Consider the following 20,926-nt stretch of genomic DNA (forward strand, 5'->3'; position numbering starts at 1 on the left):
CAGGCGGCATAGAATGGTTCCCGCGGGGGCGGCTTAAATCACAATCCGCGAATACGGGGGTCCAGCGCGTCGCGCAGCCCGTCGCCCATGTAGTTCACGGACAGTACCGTCAGGCTGATTGCCAGACCGGGCCACATGACGCGTTCAGGGTGCTGTTGCATGAAATCCGTCGCATCAAACAGCAGGCGGCCCCATGTGGGGAAATCCGGTGGGAAACCTAGGCCCAGAAAGCTCAACGCGCTTTCGGTGATGATCGCCGTGGCGATCCCCAGCGTGGCAGACACCATGATAGGCGACATCACATTGGGCAGGACATGGCGCAGGATCATCTTGCCGGGGCGGGTGCCGATCGACCGGGCCGCCAGCACAAACTCGCGCTCTTTCAGCGCCAGAACATCGCCGCGCACAATCCGTGCCGTTGGCATCCAAGAGGTGATGCCGATGGCCACCACGATCAGGATAAAGATGCCCGTCTCGGGTCCAAAGGACGCCGACAGGGGCTGGCGGAACAACATCACCATGACCAGCAGCAAAGGCAGCAGGGGCAGGGCCAGAAACAGGTCCGTGGTGCGCATCAGCAGCCCGTCGATCCGTTTGAAATACCCCGCCAGCACCCCAACAAGCGTGCCCAGCAACAGCGCCAGCGCCATGGCCGTCAGGCCCACGGAGATCGACGTCTGACCGCCCGCCATCATCCGCGCCAACATATCGCGGCCCAGCTGGTCGGTGCCAAAGGGATGCGCCCATGTGGGGCCGGAATTGCGCGCGCGGATGTCGATGTAGGTGGGGTCAATCGTCCATAGAAACGGGCCCAGATAGACCGCCGCGATCACGAAGATGAAGAAGGACGCGCCAAAGACGGCCCCCTTGTGGGTCTTGAACTGGTCCCAGACGTCCCACCATTGATTGCGCGCAGGCGCGTCGATGCGCGTATCTTCTGACAGGGCCGGTGGGGCGGGGCTTACGGCCCCTGCGGCTGCGGGGTCTATCGGATCAGTCATAGCGAATCCTCGGGTCGAGAATGCCGTAAAGAATATCGGCAATGAGGTTAAAGAGGACGATCATCACCGCAAAGATGAACGTAATCGTCTGCACCATCGGCAGGTCAGAGGCCTGGATCGACACGATCAGCATTTGGCCGATGCCGTTTACCTTGAAAATCTGTTCGGTGATGATCGCCCCGCCAAAGATCGACGGGATACCAAGGGCGATCACCGTGACCACGGGGATCATCGAATTGCGCAGCACGTGTTTGAGGACCACAACGCTTTCGGTCATGCCTTTGGCGCGGGCCGTGCGCACGTAATCCTGGTTGAGGTTGTCCAGCATGGACGCGCGCATAAAGCGGCTGATCTGGGCAGTGGTTTGCAGTGCCAAGACCATAACAGGCAGGACCATCTGGCGGATTTGCGCCTTGAAATTCTCCCAACTGTCGACGACCAGCGTGGTGTCGTAGATTGACGGGAACCACCAGAAACTGTCGTTGGGCATCATCACCGTGAACAGGATGATCATTAAAACGCCTGAAAAGAACGGCGGGATGGAAAAGCCGATCATCGACACGAAAGTACCAGCCTGATCGAAGACAGAATATTGTTTGTAGGCAGAGATGATGCCGATGGGCAGCGCGATCAGCACGCCGACCACATAGGCCAGCCCGACGACCATCAACGTCTGGGGCAGACGTTCGAACAACGTGTCCATCACCGGCGCGCGGGTCTGCCATGAGATCAGCCGCGCGCTGTCAGGCGCGTCGATCCAGGAGACGCCTTCGGACAGATAGAACAGCGGCTCCGTCCAGATGACCTGTTTGAGCCAGAGGAAATAGCGGATGTGCACAGGCTCCCCCAATCCCAAGGACTGGCGGATTTGTTCGCGGACTTCGGGGGGGATGGTCAGGGGCAACTGGGCCGTGGGATCGCCCGGCGCCATGTCCAAAAGCAAAAAGATGATCAGCGAGATGAAGATCAACGTCGGGATCGCCGTCAGCAAACGCCGGATGGTGTAGGTCAGCATTGGGGGGCTCCGATGGGCGCGAAGATGGTCATGACGGGGTGTCCCCCACGGCGGTGCAGGTGCCACTGATATCGCGGGTGCCGTCCGGCCCATCCAGTTCGACACGGGCGTTCAGGGCGGTGTCCGTCGCCCGCGCCATGGTCAAGCGCACGGATGACGCATCAAGTTGGCCCGTGTAGCTGGTCAGCACCACATCTTCCCCAGCCGCTTGCGCGAAGGTGGTTTCTTCCAGCGTCAGCGGGGCGGAGGCGTCCGCAAAAGACAGCACAACGCCCGATGCGCGCTGGGGCGTGACGTTGAATTCAAGATCGGAAGGGTCGCACCCATTGGCTGAGCAGACCTGAGCGGCAGTGCAGGCAAAGAATTGCGCAGGCCGCAAAGGCGCAGCGGCGGTCGTGCAGCCTGCCAGAAAAAGCGTGACCCCAAAGCACAGGGCGGTGCGATGGAACACGCGCCGTCGTTTCACTGGCATATGCGTCACTGCCGCCATCAGGGCTGAACCTCGAACATGGGGCATTCGGTGACATAGGCGTTTTCAACGCCCTCAATCGCGATCATCAGATCGAACCCCACATCGGCCAGTTCGCGGTATTGGGTCAAGGCGACGTCGAACGGGCCTTCGGTGACGGCGTAGGTGCGTCCGCCTGCGTCCAGACCGACAAAAGGCAGCGTAAAACGCACACCGGAATAGGACAAAAGGGCCGGGTCCTCCATCACAGGGGGCAGGGTGATCTGAACCAGTTCGGGCGGCGTGGGGGTACAGTCGCTCAGGCTCGTGTCGCAGCGTTCCAGCGTTTTGCAGAAATAGACCGTGCTTCCGGAGGTCTGGCCCGTCGCCGCGCCTGCCACACACAGCGACAGCGCCGTGGCGCAAAAGCCAAGTCGCAGGCGGGTCGGGGCAGGGGGGTGACGCAGTTTCATGACTGTCCGGTATATAAGAAAAGGGGGCAGTGGGCGCGACGATGCCGCGCCCACCATGTGGTTTTGGCTAGACGGGGTTATTCACCCGCGCGGTACCAATCCTTGATGTTCCACAGTTCGGAATCCCAATCGGAAATCTGGATACCGCCCAACGTGTTGGCATGGGCCGACACACCACCACGGTGGATCAGAGGGATGATGGTATAGGACTGCATCAACATGTCGTTCATCTGCTTGACGATCTCGGCGCGTGCGTCGATGCCGGCGGTGGTTGCCAGCTCGTCAATCAGCGCGTCATACTCTTCGGAGCAGAAACGCTGCATGTTGGACCCCTGCCACTGGCTTTCAGGGCTTGGCCATTCGGAACACGCCCAGTTCGCCATGTACGCTTCGGGGTCAACGCCCGCGAAATTGTTGGTGTACATTTCGACATCCGCAAAGAACTTCTGGAAGGTGTCAGGCGATGCCGGATCCCCACCGAAGAAGACCGATGCGTCGATGTTGCGCAGTTCGGTGTCGATGCCGATTTCGGCCCACCACTGTTTGATCAGGGCTTGGGTATCCTGACGCACGGCGTTCGTAGATGTCTGATACAGGACGCGAAGCGGGGTGCCTTCGAATTCCCGGATACCGTCCCCGTCCGTGTCGACAATGCCCATTCCATCGAGCATCGCATTCGCGCCTTCGATGTCTTGTGTCAGGCAGCCGTCATTGGCCGTGGATGCGTAGACCGCCGGTGCCGGAAGCACGTTGCAGGTCGGCTGACCGCCTGCACCGTAGCCGATATCGACCAGCAGCTGACGGTCGATGGCCATGGACATCGCATGACCGATGTGCGGCTGGGTCAGGAAGGGGTGTGGCCCACCTTCGGCAGTGGCGCGCAGTTCACCCAGATCGGCAGACGGGTTGGTCTGGTTCAGGTGCAGACGTTCCACGGATGTACCAAATGCGGTCACAACGGTGCCAAGGCCCGCGGATTCCATATCGGCCAGAACCGTGGGGTCGATCTGCAGGTTCCATGCGTAGTCGAATTCGCCTGTTTCCAGAACAGACCGTGCCGCCGCTGCTGCATCGCCGCCCCCTTTGAACAGAACGGTCGCAAAGGCAGGCTTACCTGCTTCGCGGAAGTTCTCGTTGGCGGAGAACTGGATCACGTCGTTGGCTTTGAATTCCGTCACCACGAAGGGGCCGGTGCCGATGGGGCCAAAGTTGGCGTCCACACATGTTGGCGCCGCAGCACCCAGACAATCCGCAAACTGTGCGGCCTGAATGATCGGGCTTTCAGAGCCGACAAGCGCTGTGTAGGGGAAGGGCTTCGGTGCATCGAAGGTGATCTTGATCGTCAGATCATCCACGGCCTCGACAGATTCAACACCGTCGAAATAGGACGCCTGCGCGCAGCCGCCGCCTTCTGCGGTGCAATACTGCCATGTGAACACAGCGTCATTGGCCGTCAGCGGGGTGCCGTCGGACCACATCACGCCCTCTTGCAGGGTCCATGTGATGGATGTGAGGTCTTCGGCCACGCCACCATTTTCGACCGTCGGGATTTCAGCGGCCAGCCATGGGATCAGTTCACCGTTGTTGTCGAAACGGCCAAGGGATTCCAGAACGAGGGATGCGGATTCAACCTCTTTCGTGCCGCCCGACAGATACGGGTTCAGCGTCGATGGCGCCTGCCAGTAGATGATGTTGAGCTGGCCGTCGCGGCCGCGCTCACCTTCGTGGCCGTCGGCGATTGCCGTCGATCCAAATGCCACCAATGCGGTGGCGCCCATGAGGGCTGTTGTCAGTTTCATTGTCACTCTCCTAGTTGGTATCGAGTTGGTCTTGCTCTTGATCCAGATGTTACTGGGCCTCGGATGCGGCGCGGATGGCGTTCGCATCGGTGATATCGTTGTAGTGATGGCAGGCGACGAATTGGCCGGGCAGCACCTCTCGATATTCGGGGTCTTGTTGATGACAGATGTCCATGACCGCCGGACAGCGGGTGCAGAAATTGCACCCCTTGGGCGGATTGGCGGGGGAGGGCACGTCCCCCGTAAGAATCGTGCGGTCCATCGTGTCGTGCAGGTCGGGGTCGGGTTCGGGCACCGCCGACAGCAGCGCCTTGGTGTAGGGATGCAGCGGGGCCGCATAAAGTGCTTCACGCGGGGCGAGTTCGACGATCTTGCCCAGATACATCACCGCCACACGGGTCGCGATATGGCGCACCATGCTCAGGTCGTGCGAGATAAAGAGGTACGTGAGCCCGTATTCCTGTTGCAGGTCTTCCAGCAGGTTCACCACCTGCGCCTGAATCGACACATCCAGTGCGGCAATCGGCTCATCGCAGACGATAAACTTGGGGTTCAGCGCCAGCGCGCGTGCAATGCCGATCCGCTGGCGTTGCCCGCCAGAGAACGCATGGGGGTAGCGGCCGGCGAATTTGCGGTTCAGCCCGACCTGATCCATCAGGGCCAGCACCTTTTCGCGCTTTTCCTCTTTGCTGAGACTTGTGTGTTCGTCCAACGGTTCCTGAATGATCGCCTGCACGGTCATGCGCGGGTTCAGCGACGCTTGCGGGTCTTGGAACACCATTTGCATGGTGGGTCGTTTGCCGCGCAACTTGGCCTGCGGTGTGTCGCCGATTTCATCCCCGTCGATCATGATCGACCCGTCGGTGATGTCATAAAGACGCAGCACAGCGCGGCCACAGGTGGATTTGCCACACCCGCTTTCGCCCACAAGGCCCAGCGTCTCCCCTTCGTAGATGTCAAAGCTGACGCCATCGACGGCCTTCACGTCACCTGTGTGACGCCGAAAAAGCCCTGTGTGGATGGGAAAGTGCATCTTGAGGTCACGGACCTCGACCAGTTTCGTATTGGTTTTGGGGGCATCAAACATCGCGCGGGGCCCCTGTGTTGGCGTCATAGAAACAGGCCGCATCATGGGCCGGACCTACGATGAAGCGGGCCGGGTTTTCGCGTGCACAGCGATCAAACGCCACATCGCACCGGTCACGGAAGGGGCAGGCGGTGGGTTGCGCGCCAAGGATCGGGGGCTGGCCTTCGATGATGGCCAAACGGTCCTCACGCTGGCCGCGCACAGACGGCACGGTTTTCAGCAGGGCGCGGGTGTAGGGGTGTTGCGGGTTCTTGAACAATTCCCGCGTGGGGGCCTGCTCAACGATCTGGCCGCCGTACATCACCAACACACGGTCCGCGATGCCCGCCACCACGCCCAGATCATGGGTGATCCAGATCACGGCCATTCCAAGACGGTCTTGCAGGTCTTTCATCAGTTCCAGGATTTGGGCCTGAATGGTCACATCAAGGGCCGTCGTGGGTTCATCGGCAATCAGCACCTGCGGGTCGCACGCCAGCGCAATGGCAATCATCACACGTTGACGCATGCCGCCGGAAAACTGGTGCGGATAATCCTTGAGGCGGCGTTCCGCATCTGGGATGCCGACCAGTTCCAGCAATTCCTTCGCGCGGGTTCGGGCGGCGGATTTGGACAACCCCATATGCTTGCGCAGGGGTTCCATGATCTGCATACCGACGTTGTAGACGGGGTTGAGAGACGTCATCGGGTCCTGAAAGACGAAGCCGATCTTGCCCCCGCGCACGGACCGCAACGTCTCTGGGTTCACCTTCAGCAGGTCTTGCCCCTGAAAGGTGACGCTGCCGTTTTGCACATCTGCAGGCGGCGTGGGCAGCAGCCCCAACAGGGACATCATCGTCACCGATTTGCCGGAGCCGCTTTCGCCGACAACGCCCAGCAATTCACCAGGCTTGAGGTCGAAGCTCACGTTATTGACCGCGTGGACTTCGCCACCGCGAACTTTGAAAACAGTCTTCAGGTCCCGAACATCGAGAACAGGCTGCGCCCCATCGGGCATAGGCGACCCCCCTGTGAAAGTGGTCTAATGGATTGTTTTTGTTGCCGGACCCTCTGACGGGGACCGTGCTGGATACAGACGTTAACAGCAATCCGCTTTCCCGCAACCCCTGATGGCATTTTACTGGATGGTAAATTTTTCGATGCACACCGGTTGGGCTATTGACGGCGCGGGTTGCCCGTTTCACGCTCCCCTTTTGGTTTTGACCCCGAGGATGCACATGACCCAGACCCTGACTGCACGGGCGTTGATGGAAAAGCTGATCAGCTTTCCCACTGTAAGCCGCGACAGCAACTTGCCGCTGATTGAGTGGGTTGAGGGGTATCTGGCCGATCACGATATCCCATCGACCCGCGTGCCGGATGCGACTGGGCAGAAGGCCGCCCTTTATGCCCATGTGGGCCCGCAGGTGGAGGGCGGCGTTGTGCTGTCGGGGCATACAGATGTGGTGCCCGTGGACGGGCAGGCGTGGGATACGGACCCCTTTGAGGTCGTCGAAAAGGACGGGCGTCTTTACGGGCGCGGCACCTGCGACATGAAGGGGTTCGATGCGTTGTCGATCTGGGCCATGGTCGAGGCCAAGACACGCGGCGTTGCGCGGCCCCTTCAACTGGCGTTGAGTTACGATGAAGAAGTCGGCTGCGTCGGTGCCCCGCCAATGATTGATGCGATGGTGGCCAGCGGGATGCCCCGCGCCTCTGCCGCGATTATCGGGGAGCCGTCGATGATGAAGGTCGTGACCGGCCACAAAGGCGGGCTTGGCTTTGGCGTCCATATGCGCGGGTTTGAGGTGCATTCCTCGCTGATCCACGAAGGGGTCAGCGCGATCATGTTCGGGGCCAAGCTGATTGACTGGTGCAATGTGGTGAATGCCGAGAACGCGGCGAAGGAGCCCGGTGACATGGATGCGGGCTTTGTGCCGCCCTATACGACGCTGCATGTGGGCATGGTGTCGGGCGGAACCGCCCATAACATCACGGCCAAAGACTGCGATTTTGTCCTGACCTTCCGGATCGTGCCTGGTGAGACAATCGAGGATTGGACCGCGCGGTTCAAAGCCAAGGTGGCCGAAGTCGAGGCTGAGATGCAGGCGATCCACCCCGACACGGGCATTGATCTGACGCCCGCCTTCTTCGTGCCGGGGTTAAAACCGGAAGTGGAGGGGCCCGCCGAAGAACTGGTGCGCCAGTTGACGGGCGACAATGCCGTGGGTGTGGTCAGCTATGGCACCGAAGCGGGGCAGTTTCAGGAACGCGGCTATTCCGCCGTGATCTGCGGCCCAGGCGACATCGCGCAGGCCCATCAGCCCAATGAATACATCTCGGTAGAGCAGTTTCAGGCAGGCGAGACGTTTATGCAGCGTCTGTTGGAGAGCCTGAAGGGCTGAGGTTTTGCGCCGGGCTTCGCCCGTCGCCCAAGCGATCATCGCCGCTGTCGGTCTGTCGGGCAGGCGGGGCGATTTTAGGTATTTTTGAACCAGAGAAAGGGGCGGCGAGGGTTGTGTCTTGCCGTGAGACGTCGCAGTTTTGCGGCGAGCTTCAACAGGAGAGACCCAATGCCCGTGAAGAACCGTTTTGCCGAATTGCTGCCAGACATCACCGAATGGCGTCGCGATTTGCATGAAAACCCCGAGATTTTGTTCGAGACCCATCGCACCAGCGCGATTGTGGCCGACAAGCTGAAGGAATTTGGCTGCGATGAGATCGTGACGGGGCTGGGCCGGACAGGCGTGGTCGGTGTTATCAAGGGCAAAGCGACGGGATCGGGCAAGGTCATCGGACTGCGTGCGGATATGGATGCGCTGCCGATCCATGAGCAAACGGGGTTGGAGTATGCCTCGAAAACCGATGGGGCGATGCATGCCTGCGGCCATGACGGGCACACGGCGATGCTGCTGGGGGCGGCCAAGTACCTCAGCGAGACGCGCAATTTTGACGGCACCGTTGTGGTGATTTTTCAGCCCGCCGAAGAGGGCGGCGGCGGCGGCAAAGAGATGTGCGATGACGGTTTGATGGACCGGTTCGGCATTCAAGAGGTCTACGGGATGCACAATTGGCCCGGCAAACCCGTGGGGTCGTTTGCCATCCGTCCAGGCGCGTTTTTTGCAGCCGCTGACCAGTTCGACATTGAGATCGAGGGCTTGGGCGGACATGCGGCCAAGCCGCAGGAGACGGTGGACAGCACGGTTGTGGCCTCCCACGTGGTGATTGCCTTGCAGACGATCGCCAGCCGCAACGTGGACCCTGTGGAACAGGTCGTCGTGTCGGTCACATCCTTTGAAACATCGAGCAAGGCGCACAATGTGATCCCTCAAAAGGTCCATCTGCGCGGCACCGTGCGGACGCTATCCCCCGAGGTGCGCGATCTGGCCGAAAAGCGGTTGGGTGAGATTGCCGAAGGCACGGCCCGCGCGCTGGGCGCCGAGGCGCGTGTCAATTACGTGCGGGGCTATCCGGTCATGATCAATTCGGATGAGCAGACAGCGTTTGCAGCGCAGGTTGCGGCCTCGGTATCGGGCGACTGCGCCGATGCGCCGCTGGTGATGGGGGGTGAGGATTTTGCCTTCATGCTGGAAGAACGGCCCGGTGCCTATATTCTGGTGGGCAATGGCGACACCGCGATGGTTCACCATCCTGAATACAATTTTAATGATGAGGCGATCCCCGCAGGCTGCAGCTGGTGGGCGGAGATTGTGGAACAGCGGATGCCTGCTGGGTGAGCCATCAGCCGGTGATCCGTCTGACCGGGCTGGTGCCCGTTGCGCGTGGGTACGAGCGGGTGGTCTATGTCGATCCCACCGATCCAGATCGGGTCATCAAGGTGCTTGTGCCGGACGCGGATCAGGGCAAGGGCGGGCGCATGCGTCGCGCCTTTGCACGGACATTCGCGGGGTATCGGACGTATCTGATCCGCAAGGAATATCTGGAATACCTGAGACTGGCCCTTTGTGATCCAAGCGGGCAGGCCCACCTGCCGATCACCCATATGTTCGGATTTGTTCAGACCGATATCGGGCTTGGGTGTTCTTCGCAGTTTGTGCGCGACCCGTCCGGTGCGCCGGCGCCCACCTGGGCGAGCCTGTGCAAGGGCAACGACATTGCGCACGACCATCGTGCAGCGATGACGGACTTTGCACGCCGAATGTTGGACATGAACGTGCGGGCCAGTGATCTAAGGGCCCGCAATATCGTTCTGGGTCATCGCGGATTACAAGGTGAGCCGGGACCGCTTGAGGCGGTCTTGGTCGACGGGTTCGGGGACACCCACGTGATCCCCATTCGGTCCTGGTCGCGCTGGGCAAATACACAGGCGCTGCACCGTCGGTTTGTCCGGCTTGCGAAGGGCGGGGGATTGACGTGGAGCAGGTCAGATAGGACGTTCATCTAGAGGATGAATATCGCGCCGCAAGAATTTGAAATACAATAATTATCCGCCGGTATGGCTCATGTGGCGGCTGACCTGGCCGTCGACCGATTGCCGCGAATAATCAAAGTCGTGGCCTTTTGGTTTCAGGCCGATGGCAGCGCGGATCGCGGCCTCAAGCTGGCTGTCATCTTCGCTGGCACGCAGGGGGGCACGCAGATCGGAATGGCCCTCCTGACCCAGACAGGTGTAGATTTCGCCGGTGCAGGTGATGCGCACGCGGTTACAGCTTTCGCAGAAATTGTGGCTCAGCGGGGTGATCAGGCCAATTTTCTGGCCCGTTTCTTCAAGCCGGATGTAGCGTGCGGGGCCGCCGGTCCGTTCGGCCAGATCGGTCACGGTGAACCGGTCCGCAAGCCGCGCGCGCAGGTCTTTGAGAGACCAGTATTGCGTGATCCGGTCCTCGTTGCCGATGTCGCCCATGGGCATGACTTCGATAAAGGTCAGGTCCATGTCACGGTCCGCACACCAGGCCTGCAGATCGAACAGTTCCACATCGTTGAAATCCGCCAGCGCCACGGTGTTGATCTTGACCCGCAGGCCCGCGCGTTGGGCGGCGTCAATGCCGCGCATCACTTGGGGCAGGCGGCCCCAGCGGGTGATGGCGGTAAATTTGTCATCGTCCAATGTGTCCAATGAGACATTGACGCGCCGCACGCCTGCCGCGAACAGGTCATCCGCGTATTTTTCAAGCTGGGACCCGTTGGTCGTCAACGTCAGTTCTTTCAGCGTGCCCGCCTCAAGATGACGGGACATTGCCGCGAAAAACGTCATGATGCCGCGCCGCACCAGTGGCTCACCACCGGTAATGCGCAGTTTTTCAACGCCCAAGCCGATGAAGGCGGAACACATGCGGTCCAGTTCTTCGAGCGTCAGAAGGTCCTTCTTGGGCAGAAAGGTCATGTTTTCCGACATGCAATACACGCAGCGAAAATCGCAGCGATCCGTTACCGAAACCCGCAGGTAGGTAATGGCACGATGGAAGGGATCAATCAGCTTTCCGGTCATGGCGCGAACGTAGGATCGTGCGGCTGACCGCGCAAGCGCAATCGCCCTTTCAATTCCCCCTCGACAGTACCGCAGGGCAGCCCTACCTTTTGGGTCATGAAGATTTATCCAGCGTTTTTGGTGCTTTTGGGTGCCGCAGCCTGTGCGCCGGGGGCGATGGCCCCTGTTGAACAACAAGACGTGACTGTCCCCGTAGCGGCGGTTGTGCCTGATCTGTCGCCGTCGCGCGGACCCGAATTTGCGCCCCCCGTCCGGCCAACCCTTGATCTGAACCAGACGCGCCCCGATTTTCCGCCCCCCCCTCCGCCCACGGCCCGCACGGTTGAGGAGTTTGACACAACCACCGCAGAGGACCGGCAGGCGGCTGTTGTCACGGCACCGCAATCGGGTGAACGGCGTCTGGGCACCACGATCGCATCCTTGGGCAGTCCAACCGACCCTGGCATCTGGTTCAAAACACCCTTGGTGTCGTCGGTCACGCAGGGACGGATCGAATATGCCGGCAATTCGGTATCGGTTGAATTGCGTCCGTCCGGCGGGCCTGCCGGATCCGGCAGCCAGATATCACTTGCGGCCATGCGCCTGATCGAAGCGCCCCTGACCGGCCTGCCCGAAGTGACGGTCTATGCAAACTAGGGGCCCCGCCTGATGTGGCGGGAAATATATGAAGTCATCCGTCAGGTTCTGGACGATCTGGGGGAAAAGAATGCCGGGCTGATTTCTGCAGGCGTTGCCTTTTACGGACTTTTTGCGATTTTTCCCGGTCTTGCGGCGACAATCGCCCTCTTCGGGCTGGTGGCGGACCCTGTTGTGGTCAACAGCCAGCTTAATCTGGTGCGGGGGCTCATGCCGCCAGAGGTTTTCGATTTGTTCGAGGGCCAGATTTCCGCAATCCTCAATGCCCGCAGCGAAACACTTGGTGTGGCGACAGCGATTTCTGTGGGCGTCGCCCTGTGGTCGGTCCGCGCGGGGGTTGCGGCCCTTATTCAAGGGATCAACGCCATTTTCGAACGCCCGAACCGTGGCATCGCGCGGCACATGCTGGTGGCCCTGCTGATGTCGGCGTCCTTGGTCGGTGTTGCGATTGTTGCCTTGTTGATGGTTGTGGTTGCGCCGGTCGTGCTGGCGCTGGCCCCCTTCAATGCCGATCAGGAAATGCTGCTGGAACTGTTGCGCTGGATCGTTGTCGTTCTGGTGATGCTGGCAGGGCTCGGCATTATTTACCGCTATGGTCCGAACAGACGGGGGCACCGTTTGGGATGGTTCACACCGGGGGCGTTTCTTGTGGTGGTTTTGTGGATCGGCATGTCCGTGGCGTTCTCCGTCTATGTGGCCAATTTCGGCAACTACAACGAAGTTTACGGGTCCTTGGGCGCGGTCATCGTTTTGCTGTTCTGGTTTTATCTCAGTTCCTTTCTGATCATGGTCGGCGCGGCTGTGAACGTGGCCCTGGATCGCCGTAAGCCACTGTGAAACATACTGAAATGTAATTTCGCCACAGTTTTGCCATAGTGAGTCGCAGGCCGCGATTTTCCCCCTAGAAATTGAAAATCAATCTACATATGGTGGTCTTAATCAAAAAAGGCGGCTCAAAGAAGCCGTGAACATGAGGCGGAGCGAGTAGTATGTCAGCGATTAATTTCGTTGTCCGTGATGGTGCGGGCAATATTTCCAGAGGTGCGGCCGGTGATAGTGCCGCCTCATCAGTGATCACTGTTAACGCGGGGTCGGATATTTCCCTCAACCTGTCGCAAGGTCAGATCGTATCCTACACGCGGGCCGGGCAGGCGCTGCAGATTACTTTGGTCGATGGGCAGGTCATTACGATCGACGGCTACTTCGTCACGGACGGGGCGGCGGCCAACGACCTGTTCCTGTCAACGGACGGTTTCCTGACGGAGGTAAACCTGACGCAGGGTGCGGGCGCGGATTATTTCGCCAATTACGTCGTGGACGACGGGATCGGCAAATTTGCCGTCAATGATGACCTTTATTTCATGCGCAGTTCCGACGTGCTGCGCGCCGATGTTACAGCCGCTGACGGTGAGGTCGGCATGTTGGGCGCGGCCATTGGCGGGATCGCGCCTTTGTTCGGTTGGGGTGGTGCAGCGGCAGCAGCCGGTGCCGCCGTTATTGCCACCGGTGGCGGCGGGGGCGGTGACGGCCCGGCAGCCCCCGAGGTTGATGTGACCGGCGGGACAGTCGAAAGCGATGGCACGACCGTCAACGAAGAGGGGCATCCTGACGGGGTGGTCATCGACGGGACGGGCACAGCCGGTGGCGATGTCGAGGTCACGATTGACGGCACGACGCAAACCACCACCGTGGACGAAGAGGGCGACTGGACCGTGACCTTCGGTCCTGATGATATTGCAACCGGCGAATATGACACGGAAGTAACGGTCACCATCACCACCGATGGCGGGTCCACCACTGTCACCGAAACCTTGACCGTCGACACAGTGATCGGCGCCGAGATGGATGCCACCGGCGGGGACGATGGCGTGATCAACGGGGTTGAGCACGCAGGCGGTGTGACGCTGACCGGCACGGTGACAGGTGGCGATACGGTCGTTGTCACCATTGATGGCGTTGATTACGACGCGACAGTTTCGGGCGGTACATGGACCCTTGATCTGGGCACATCCGTGCTGGGCGAGGGTGAATACGAGATGGATGTCACGATCACCGCAACAGATGGGGCTGGCAATTCTTCGACATCGTCCAGCACCGTTGTTGTCGACACCGTGACAAGTGTCACGGTTGAGACTGCGTCGGTCGGCGGGTCCGACAATGTGGTCAACGGGGTTGAACAGCCGGGCGGCGTAACGCTGACCGGTACAGCACAGCCCGGTGCCTCGGTCGAGGTCACGTTCGGAACCGTCACGCAGACGGTCATCGCCACCTCCGGCGGGACATGGTCCGCGACCTACGCAGGCGGCGACGTGCCGACGGGTGAACTGGATGTTCCGGTGTCCGTCACGGCGACCGACGGCGCGGGCAACACGGCCACTGCGACAAGCAGCGTGACTGTGGATACCTTCGTCAACGAACTTGAGATGACAACGAACTCCGCCGGTGGGTCCGACGGTGTCGTGAACTTCGACGAAAGCGGTCAGGCCATAACGATGGCAGGCACCGTTGAAGCCGGGTCTACGGTGTCGGTGTCCCTGCACGGTGTGGTCATGGCGGCCACGGTTGATGCCAATGGCAACTGGTCCGTCACCTATCCGGGCGGCACGCTGCCGGGTGGTGAATACGAAACTTCGGTTGTGGTGACAGCAACGGATGCTGCAGGCAACTCTTCCAGCATCTCCGAAGCTGTGACCGTGGATACGGTCGCCGGTGATCTGGCCCTGTCCGAACAGCCTATTGAAATTGACGATGTGGTTAACGCGGTCGAACATGCGGACGGCGTCATCATCAGCGGCACCGCGACGCCGGGTCTGGTGGTCACGGTTGGTCTTGGTGACGCGACCTTGAATGTGCTGGCCGGTGACAACGGCACTTGGTCTGTGAACTTCCCCGCAGGTGTGATCCCCGAAGGGACCTATGAGGCGGGTATCACGGCCTCCATCACCGATGCGGCTGGCAACTACAAAGAGGTCAGCGACACCGTCCAGATCGACACCGAAGTGGTGCCGTTCAACTTCTCCGCTGATGCGGTTGAAGGCGACGATGTGATCAACGCGGCAGAGGCCGCCGATGGCGTGACCCTGACCGGACAGGTCGAAGCCGGCAGCCAAGTGGTTGTCGAATTCGGCGGCGAAACCGTCACGGTCATGGCCGGGTCAAACGGCCAGTGGTCTGCCAATTTCTCCGCTGCGGGCTTTGCCGACACGGAAAGCACAGCCACGATGACGGCCACAGCCACCGACCCTGCGGGCAACGTGGCGGTCATCACCGATACGGTCGAAATTGACACCTACGTTAACACTCTGACCACAGCCGATCCGGTGGAAGGCGACAACATCGTCAACCGCGCAGAGGCTGAGGACGGCGTGACACTGACAGGCACGGTCGAAGCCGGGTCCACCGTCATGGTGACCTTTGCCTCCTCCGGCGGCACCATCACCCGTGAGGCAACCGTCGATGCCAACGGCAACTGGTCCGTGACCTACGCCGGGGGGGAGATCCCTGCAGGTGAATACGACGCCAACATCACCATCGCGGCCACCGACCAGCACGGCAACACCGACAGCATCACCGACACCTTCCGCGTCGATACTGTCGCCACCGATGCCCCGACCATCGAAAGTGTCACCATCAACGAAGACGGTGTGCGCGGGCTTGAGGTCAACGAAATCGACAACGACTTCACGGTCAGCTCGATCTCCGACAGTGGTGACGTGACCCTTGAAAACAATCAGGACGGCGGCTTTGATCTGGGTGACACGCAGCTTTTCACCTTCAACCCCGAGCTGCCGTCCGGCACGCATCTGGTGGTCAATGAGGTGGACGACGCCGGCAACCAGAACGCCACCTATGTGGTGATGGAAGAAAGCCGCACGGACGTGGTGAGCCTTGACGGGTTGGACGGGTTCGACATCGGGTCCATTGATCTGAGCTTTGCCACCGATAGCGAACTGACGCTTGATCTGGCCGCGCTTGAGGGGCTGTCGGACAACGACAACAATCTGATCATCCACGGCGGGTCCGACGACAGCGTCAACATCGCAGGGGCCACGGACAGCGGCACCACCACGACGATCGAAGGCAAGACCTACGACGTCTACACGATGGGCGATGATGCGCAGATCTTTATTGAAGAAGACATCAACGTCTCGACGATCTGATACGCCTCCTTCGCGGCGCAAAGCGGGGGCACATACCAACGGCGGAGGGCCGGACAAACCGGCCCCCACCACGCATCTGATAAGCGGATTGAGGTATCGAGTGGGACAGGCAAGGTATATCAAGACACCCGTGGCGGCCCTGTTGTGCGCCAGCGTCTTGAGCGGCTGCATGGGCGAGGATCTGGTCTCTCGTGCGGGCGGGCTTGCCGGTGATCTGACAGCGGGACTGACCGGACAGGACACCATGGCCGTGGCGGCCGCACCGGACGCCCCCGCTTTGAATGGGGAGCTGTCGAACGGTGAACGCTCCGCCCTCATCGACGCCCTTTTGAACCGACGTTCCGTCTTGCCATCCGGGCCTTATGCCCAGGTGGCATCTTCCGTTTTGGCGGCCAATTCCCGTGCGGCTGAGGCTGAATTGCGGGCGGCCATGCTGCGCTCCAAGGCGCGTGAAATGAACTGGCTGCCCTCATTGGGGCCCACGGTTTCCCTGACCTCACTGGGGTCCGTTGTGGCGGGCATGGTGGTTGAGCAAACCCTGTTTGATGGCGGGGCCAACCGCGCCGAACGTGAATTTGCCCGCGCCGATGTGGAAGTCGCCGCCGTGGCTCTGGCCCAGGACACCAACGACCGCGTCTATCAGGCGCTTGATCTTTACCTCACCGCCCAAGCTGCAGAGGCCCGCGCCGCCGTCCACGAAGGCGGCATGGCACGGATGGAACGGTTCGAATATGTCATGTCCGAACGCGTTAACGCCGGCATCAACGACCGCGCCGATTTGCAACTGGTCCAGCAAAAGCTGACCCAGATGCGATCCGACGTTCTGGAAGACCGCGAAGAGGCCGCCGCCGCGCGCGCCGAACTGGCCGCCATGTCCGCGACCTCCCTTGATGGTGTCAGCGGGATCGAAACCCTGTCTGATCCGGCGGGCATTGCCCAACCGCTCGATGTGATGAAAGTCAACGCCGAAGGCACCCGTGGTCTGGCCGAAGCGCGCGCGCTTCAGGCGGGATACACCCCCAATGTCACCGCCTCAGGCAATCTGGCCGATGGGGACAGCTTTGGCCTCGGCGTGGCCATTCCCAATGGGTTGGGCTTTGGCCGTGGGGCTGACCTCGCCGCCCTTGAGGCGATGGGGCAGGCGGCAGAACTGGCCGTGGCCGAACAGCGCGAGGACAGCGCCCGCGAAGTTGCCGCAATCGAAGGCCAGATGGCCTCCCTGCGGCGTCAGCAAAGCAACATCGCTACCATCGTCGCGCAGGCAAATGACAATTACACCCTGTTTGAACAACAGTTGCGCGGCGGCCAACGCACCGTGCCCGAGGTCGTCGGCGTGTTCCGTACGAAACTGGACGCCGAACGCGACGCCGTCGCGATCCGCTATGATCTGGCTCGGATGGAGCTGAAATTGGCCCGTCTTTACGGCACCTTGGTGGACGGAGAAGACATATGACCGGCCCCGTCATCGCCTTTGACATGAACGCCACCCGTGGCGGCAAAATCACCCGCGTGTCCACCCCCGCCAACGATCCGGAGGCCCCGGCCTCCGACCCGCAGGCGGTTGAGGGCGCGGCCGAAGGCCCGATCGCGGAAGACCGCTATTCCGCAAAAGCCCGTGCGCGCGCCGATCTGGCCGCGACCTATGCGGGGCTTGTGGGCATCGACATCGTGCGGTCTGATTTGTTGGAGGTCATGACCGCCGACGCAGGCGACGTGATCACCCTTCAGGCCGTGGCCAATGCGCTGAATTCAGCAGGTCTGGTGAGCCACGCCAAAAAGGTGCGCAAACCCACAGCCGACCACTGGCCCGCCATGGTTGAAATGACCAGCGGCCACGTGCTGTTGGTCCTTGATCAGACCGATGATGCGGTCATCGTGTTCGACACCACTTGTCGTGACAACCGTGCCGAAGTTCCATTGTCCGACTTTCTGCCCTATTTCAGCGGCACGATCCTGCGCGCTGATGTGGCCGTGGCCGATCTGGCCCGCAAACACGCCCGCAAAGGTACATCCGCCCATTGGTTCTGGGGCGAGATGCTCCAGTTCCGCCGTCACTTGGCTGAGGTCGCCTTGGGGTCCTTCGTGGCCAACCTGTTGGCTGTGGCTGTGGCGCTGTTTTCGTTGCAGGTCTATGACCGCGTGATCCCGCATCAGTCCACCGCCACCTTGTGGGTGTTGGCCATCGGTGCCGGTTTGGCCATGCTGCTTGAGGCCGGTCTGCGCATCGCGCGCGCGCGGCTGATGGACGGGGCAGGGCGCAAGATTGAATTGAAGGTGCAGGCGCTGCTGATGGACCGCTTGCTGGGCATGCGCCGCGGCAAGGAAGGCCAGACGCCATCAGGGCTGTTTTCTGCGGTGCGTGAATTCGGATCAGTGCGGGAATTTTTCACGGCCTCGACCATCGGCACCCTGACGGATTTGCCATTTATCGTGTTGTTTCTGGCGCTTGTGGCGTCGATTGGCGGCAATGTGGTGTGGGTGTTGTTTGTGGGCGGTCTTTTGATGGTGCTGCCCAGCTTCTTTTTGCAAAAGAAGATGATCGCCCTGACACAGCAGACCCAAGGGGCGTCAGCCAAGTCGAACAAACTGCTGCACGAAGTCATCTATGAGGCCGACACGATTAAGGCGCAGCGCGGCGAAGACCGGTTCAAACGCATGTGGTCCGAGCTGTCGGCGGTATCCTCTGTCGCCACGTCCGAGCAACGTAAATTGGCCTCGACCCTCACGTTCTGGGCGCAGGGCGTGCAGCAGGCGACCTATGTGGCCGCCGTGGTTGCGGGCACGTTCATGGTCTTCACCGGCCAGTTCACCGTGGGCACGATCATCGCTGTGGGCATCCTGACCAGCCGGACATTGGGGCCGCTGACGCAACTGGCCGCCACGCTGGCGCGCTGGTCCAACGTCAAGGCCGCACTTGAGGCGCTGGACGAAATTGCCAACGCTGAACAGGATCAGGAAGAGGGCCGCACCTACCTGCGCCGCGAAGACATGCGCGGCGCGTTTGAATTGCGCGAGATCGCCTTTTGCTACAACGAAGACAGCGGTCAATCGTTGGACATTCCCGGCCTGAAAATCGAAGCAGGCCAGCGCATTGCCGTGCTGGGCGCCAACGGGTCCGGCAAATCGACGATGTTGAAACTGCTGTCGGGCATTTACCGGCCCACCAAGGGGCGCGTGTTGGTGGATGGCGTGGACATGGGGCAGGTGATGCCCCGCGATTTGCGCCGCTCCATCGGGTATTTGTCCCAAGAGGTCCGCCTGTTTTCCGGCACCTTGCGTGAAAACCTGAACCTGACCTTGCTGGAACGCGACGATGACCGGCTGCTGGCCGCTCTTGATTTTGCCGGCCTCGGCCCCTTTGTGCGCAACCACCCCAAGGGGCTCGATCTGGAAATTTCCGACGGTGGTGAGGGCCTGTCCATCGGTCAGCGTCAATCCATCGGCTGGGCGCGGCTGTGGCTGCAGGACCCCAAGGTCTGCCTGCTGGATGAACCCACCGCAGCACTGGACCAGACGTTGGAGAACACTTTGGTCAGCCGTCTTGAGACGTGGCTGAACGGGCGCACGGCGATCATCGCCACCCACCGCGTGCCGATCCTTGAGCTGACAACCCGCACCGTGATCTTGCAAAATGGCCGTCTGGCTGTGGACGGACCCCGCGAGGAAGTCCTCGCGCATCTGCAAAACAAGAATAAAAAGGCAGTCTAATGGTCACCATGGCAGACGAATTCGACGAACGCGTCAAAGGCCCCAGCCTGCTGATCTGGCTGATCGGGGCCACGGTCGTGATCTTTCTGATCTGGGCCAAGTTCGCCGCCATTGATGAAATCGTGCGTGCCAACGGGTCCGTTGTGTCGTCGTCGCGTCCGCAGCTTATCCAGAACCTCGAAGGGGGTATTCTGGCGGAACTGCTGGTGGGGGAGGGCGATCAGGTGGAGCCTGGCGATGTGCTGGCGCGCCTGCGCGGCACCCAGTTTGAAACCGCTGTGACCGACCTGCGTGAACAGGTGATTGCCGCTGAAATCCGCCGCTTGCGGCTGGAGGCCGAGATTGGCGGGATGTTCGATTTTGACGTGCCCGAGGCCATTGCGCAATTCCTGCCTGATATGGTCGCCTCTGAACGTGCGCTGCTGGCCGCGCGCCAGTCCGACTACGTCAGCCGCACCGAAGGCGCGCAGTCTATCGTTACAGAAACCCGCCGTGAATTGGCGGTGATGGAAGACCTGTATAACCGTGAAATCGCGGCGCTGATCGAGGTCACCCGTGCGCGCAAGGCCAATTCCGACGCGCAAAACGCCTATAATGAAATCGTGACGCAGGCCGAATTGGCGCGCGCGTCCGAATATTCCGAAGTCCTGTCGACCATGGCGACCCTCAAGCAGGATCTGCGCGTGGCCGAAGACCGGCTGGACCGGACGATTATCACCAGCCCCATGCGCGGCATCGTCAACAATCTGGGCGTCACCACCATCGGCGGGGTCATCCGCCCGGGTGAGGAGATTTTCCAGATCATCCCCATGGATGATGAGCTGTTCGTCGAGGCGCAGGTGTCGCCCTCCAACATCGCCAACGTGGTGCCGGGGCAGGCCGCAACGATCAAGCTCAGTGCCTATGACTACACCATTTACGGGTCGCTGACGGGGGAGGTTCACCTGATCTCAGCCGATACGTTCGAGGACGAACGCGACCCCAACGCGCCGCCCCATTACCGCGTGACCTTGCGCGTAGATGCGACCGATCTGGGCACGCGGCAGGCGCGCATCGAAATCCGGCCCGGTATGCAGGCGGATGTGGAATTGCACACGGGATCAAAGACGGTCCTGCAATATCTGACGAAGCCGCTGTATCGGTCACAAGAAGCCCTGCGCGAGCCGTAGGG

Annotated in this window: 17 protein-coding genes; 9 read left to right on the top strand and 8 right to left on the bottom strand. The window is 60.9% G+C overall.

Annotation, left to right across the window (positions count from 1 at the left end; all coding sequences use genetic code 11):
* Window positions 1–38 precede the first annotated feature (38 nt).
* The 7 genes from QZ653_RS01470 to QZ653_RS01500 all read right to left on the bottom strand — a co-directional run bounded on the left by QZ653_RS01470 (window position 39) and on the right by QZ653_RS01500 (window position 6,820).
* Window positions 39–1,001, bottom strand: a complete 963-nt coding sequence (locus QZ653_RS01470) for an ABC transporter permease (protein WP_296417189.1) — start codon at window positions 999–1,001, stop codon at window positions 39–41.
* A complete protein-coding gene (locus tag QZ653_RS01475) occupies window positions 994–2,016 on the bottom strand; it encodes an ABC transporter permease (protein ID WP_296417190.1) in 1,023 nt (340 codons plus the stop codon). Before QZ653_RS01475 ends, QZ653_RS01470 begins: the two co-directional genes overlap by 8 nt.
* 28 nt (window positions 2,017–2,044) lie before the next feature.
* Window positions 2,045–2,467, bottom strand: coding sequence for a hypothetical protein (locus QZ653_RS01480; protein ID WP_296417191.1), 423 nt, complete (start codon window positions 2,465–2,467; stop codon window positions 2,045–2,047).
* A gap of 38 nt (window positions 2,468–2,505) precedes the next feature.
* Window positions 2,506–2,937: a hypothetical protein gene (locus tag QZ653_RS01485; RefSeq protein ID WP_296417192.1), complete on the bottom strand. Its 432-nt coding sequence runs from the start codon at window positions 2,935–2,937 to the stop codon at window positions 2,506–2,508.
* A gap of 77 nt (window positions 2,938–3,014) precedes the next feature.
* Entirely contained in the window at window positions 3,015–4,736 is a 1,722-nt protein-coding gene (locus tag QZ653_RS01490; protein ID WP_296417193.1) for a peptide ABC transporter substrate-binding protein, read from the bottom strand.
* A gap of 49 nt (window positions 4,737–4,785) precedes the next feature.
* Window positions 4,786–5,823: an ABC transporter ATP-binding protein gene (locus tag QZ653_RS01495; protein ID WP_296417194.1), complete on the bottom strand. Its 1,038-nt coding sequence runs from the start codon at window positions 5,821–5,823 to the stop codon at window positions 4,786–4,788.
* Window positions 5,816–6,820 carry an ABC transporter ATP-binding protein gene (locus QZ653_RS01500; protein ID WP_296417195.1) on the bottom strand — a complete coding sequence of 335 codons (1,005 nt, stop codon included), beginning with the start codon at window positions 6,818–6,820 and terminating at the stop codon, window positions 5,816–5,818. The genes QZ653_RS01495 and QZ653_RS01500 overlap by 8 nt, the downstream gene beginning before the upstream one ends.
* A gap of 220 nt (window positions 6,821–7,040) precedes the next feature.
* On the opposite strand from QZ653_RS01500, the gene argE reads away from it, so the two are divergent.
* The 3 genes from argE (at window position 7,041) to QZ653_RS01515 (ending at window position 10,207) form a co-directional block, all read left to right on the top strand.
* Entirely contained in the window at window positions 7,041–8,207 is a 1,167-nt protein-coding gene (gene argE, locus QZ653_RS01505) for an acetylornithine deacetylase (RefSeq protein WP_296417196.1), read from the top strand.
* Between the two features lie 168 nt (window positions 8,208–8,375).
* Window positions 8,376–9,539, top strand: coding sequence for a M20 aminoacylase family protein (locus QZ653_RS01510; protein WP_296417197.1), 1,164 nt, complete (start codon window positions 8,376–8,378; stop codon window positions 9,537–9,539).
* On the top strand, window positions 9,536–10,207 hold the full coding sequence (locus tag QZ653_RS01515; RefSeq protein ID WP_296417198.1) for a YrbL family protein: 672 nt from the start codon (window positions 9,536–9,538) through the stop codon (window positions 10,205–10,207). The genes QZ653_RS01510 and QZ653_RS01515 overlap by 4 nt, the downstream gene beginning before the upstream one ends.
* Window positions 10,208–10,246: 39 nt before the next feature.
* On the opposite strand, the gene moaA is transcribed toward QZ653_RS01515, so the two are convergent.
* Complete coding sequence (gene moaA, locus QZ653_RS01520; RefSeq protein ID WP_296417199.1) at window positions 10,247–11,251, bottom strand: GTP 3',8-cyclase MoaA; 1,005 nt, start codon at window positions 11,249–11,251, stop codon at window positions 10,247–10,249.
* Window positions 11,252–11,347: 96 nt separating this feature from the next.
* Between moaA and QZ653_RS01525 the strand changes: the two genes are divergently transcribed.
* The 6 genes from QZ653_RS01525 (at window position 11,348) to QZ653_RS01550 (ending at window position 20,924) form a co-directional block, all read left to right on the top strand.
* Entirely contained in the window at window positions 11,348–11,887 is a 540-nt protein-coding gene (locus QZ653_RS01525; RefSeq protein ID WP_296417200.1) for a hypothetical protein, read from the top strand.
* Between the two features lie 12 nt (window positions 11,888–11,899).
* A complete protein-coding gene (locus tag QZ653_RS01530; RefSeq protein WP_296417201.1) occupies window positions 11,900–12,724 on the top strand; it encodes a YihY/virulence factor BrkB family protein in 825 nt (274 codons plus the stop codon).
* A 152-nt stretch (window positions 12,725–12,876) separates the two neighbouring features.
* Window positions 12,877–16,047 (top strand): Ig-like domain-containing protein, encoded by a 3,171-nt coding sequence (locus QZ653_RS01535; protein ID WP_296417202.1) that lies wholly within the window; start codon window positions 12,877–12,879, stop codon window positions 16,045–16,047.
* A gap of 100 nt (window positions 16,048–16,147) precedes the next feature.
* Complete coding sequence (locus tag QZ653_RS01540) at window positions 16,148–17,500, top strand: TolC family protein (RefSeq protein ID WP_296417203.1); 1,353 nt, start codon at window positions 16,148–16,150, stop codon at window positions 17,498–17,500.
* The gene (locus QZ653_RS01545; protein WP_296417204.1) at window positions 17,497–19,755 is read left to right on the top strand and encodes an ATP-binding cassette domain-containing protein; all 2,259 of its coding nucleotides are present in this window, start codon (window positions 17,497–17,499) and stop codon (window positions 19,753–19,755) included. The genes QZ653_RS01540 and QZ653_RS01545 overlap by 4 nt, the downstream gene beginning before the upstream one ends.
* Window positions 19,755–20,924: an HlyD family efflux transporter periplasmic adaptor subunit gene (locus tag QZ653_RS01550; protein WP_296417205.1), complete on the top strand. Its 1,170-nt coding sequence runs from the start codon at window positions 19,755–19,757 to the stop codon at window positions 20,922–20,924. The genes QZ653_RS01545 and QZ653_RS01550 overlap by 1 nt, the downstream gene beginning before the upstream one ends.
* Window positions 20,925–20,926: the final 2 nt, after the last annotated feature.

This window comes from Pseudooctadecabacter sp. (genome assembly GCF_020627745.1).
GTDB lineage: Bacteria > Pseudomonadota > Alphaproteobacteria > Rhodobacterales > Rhodobacteraceae > Octadecabacter.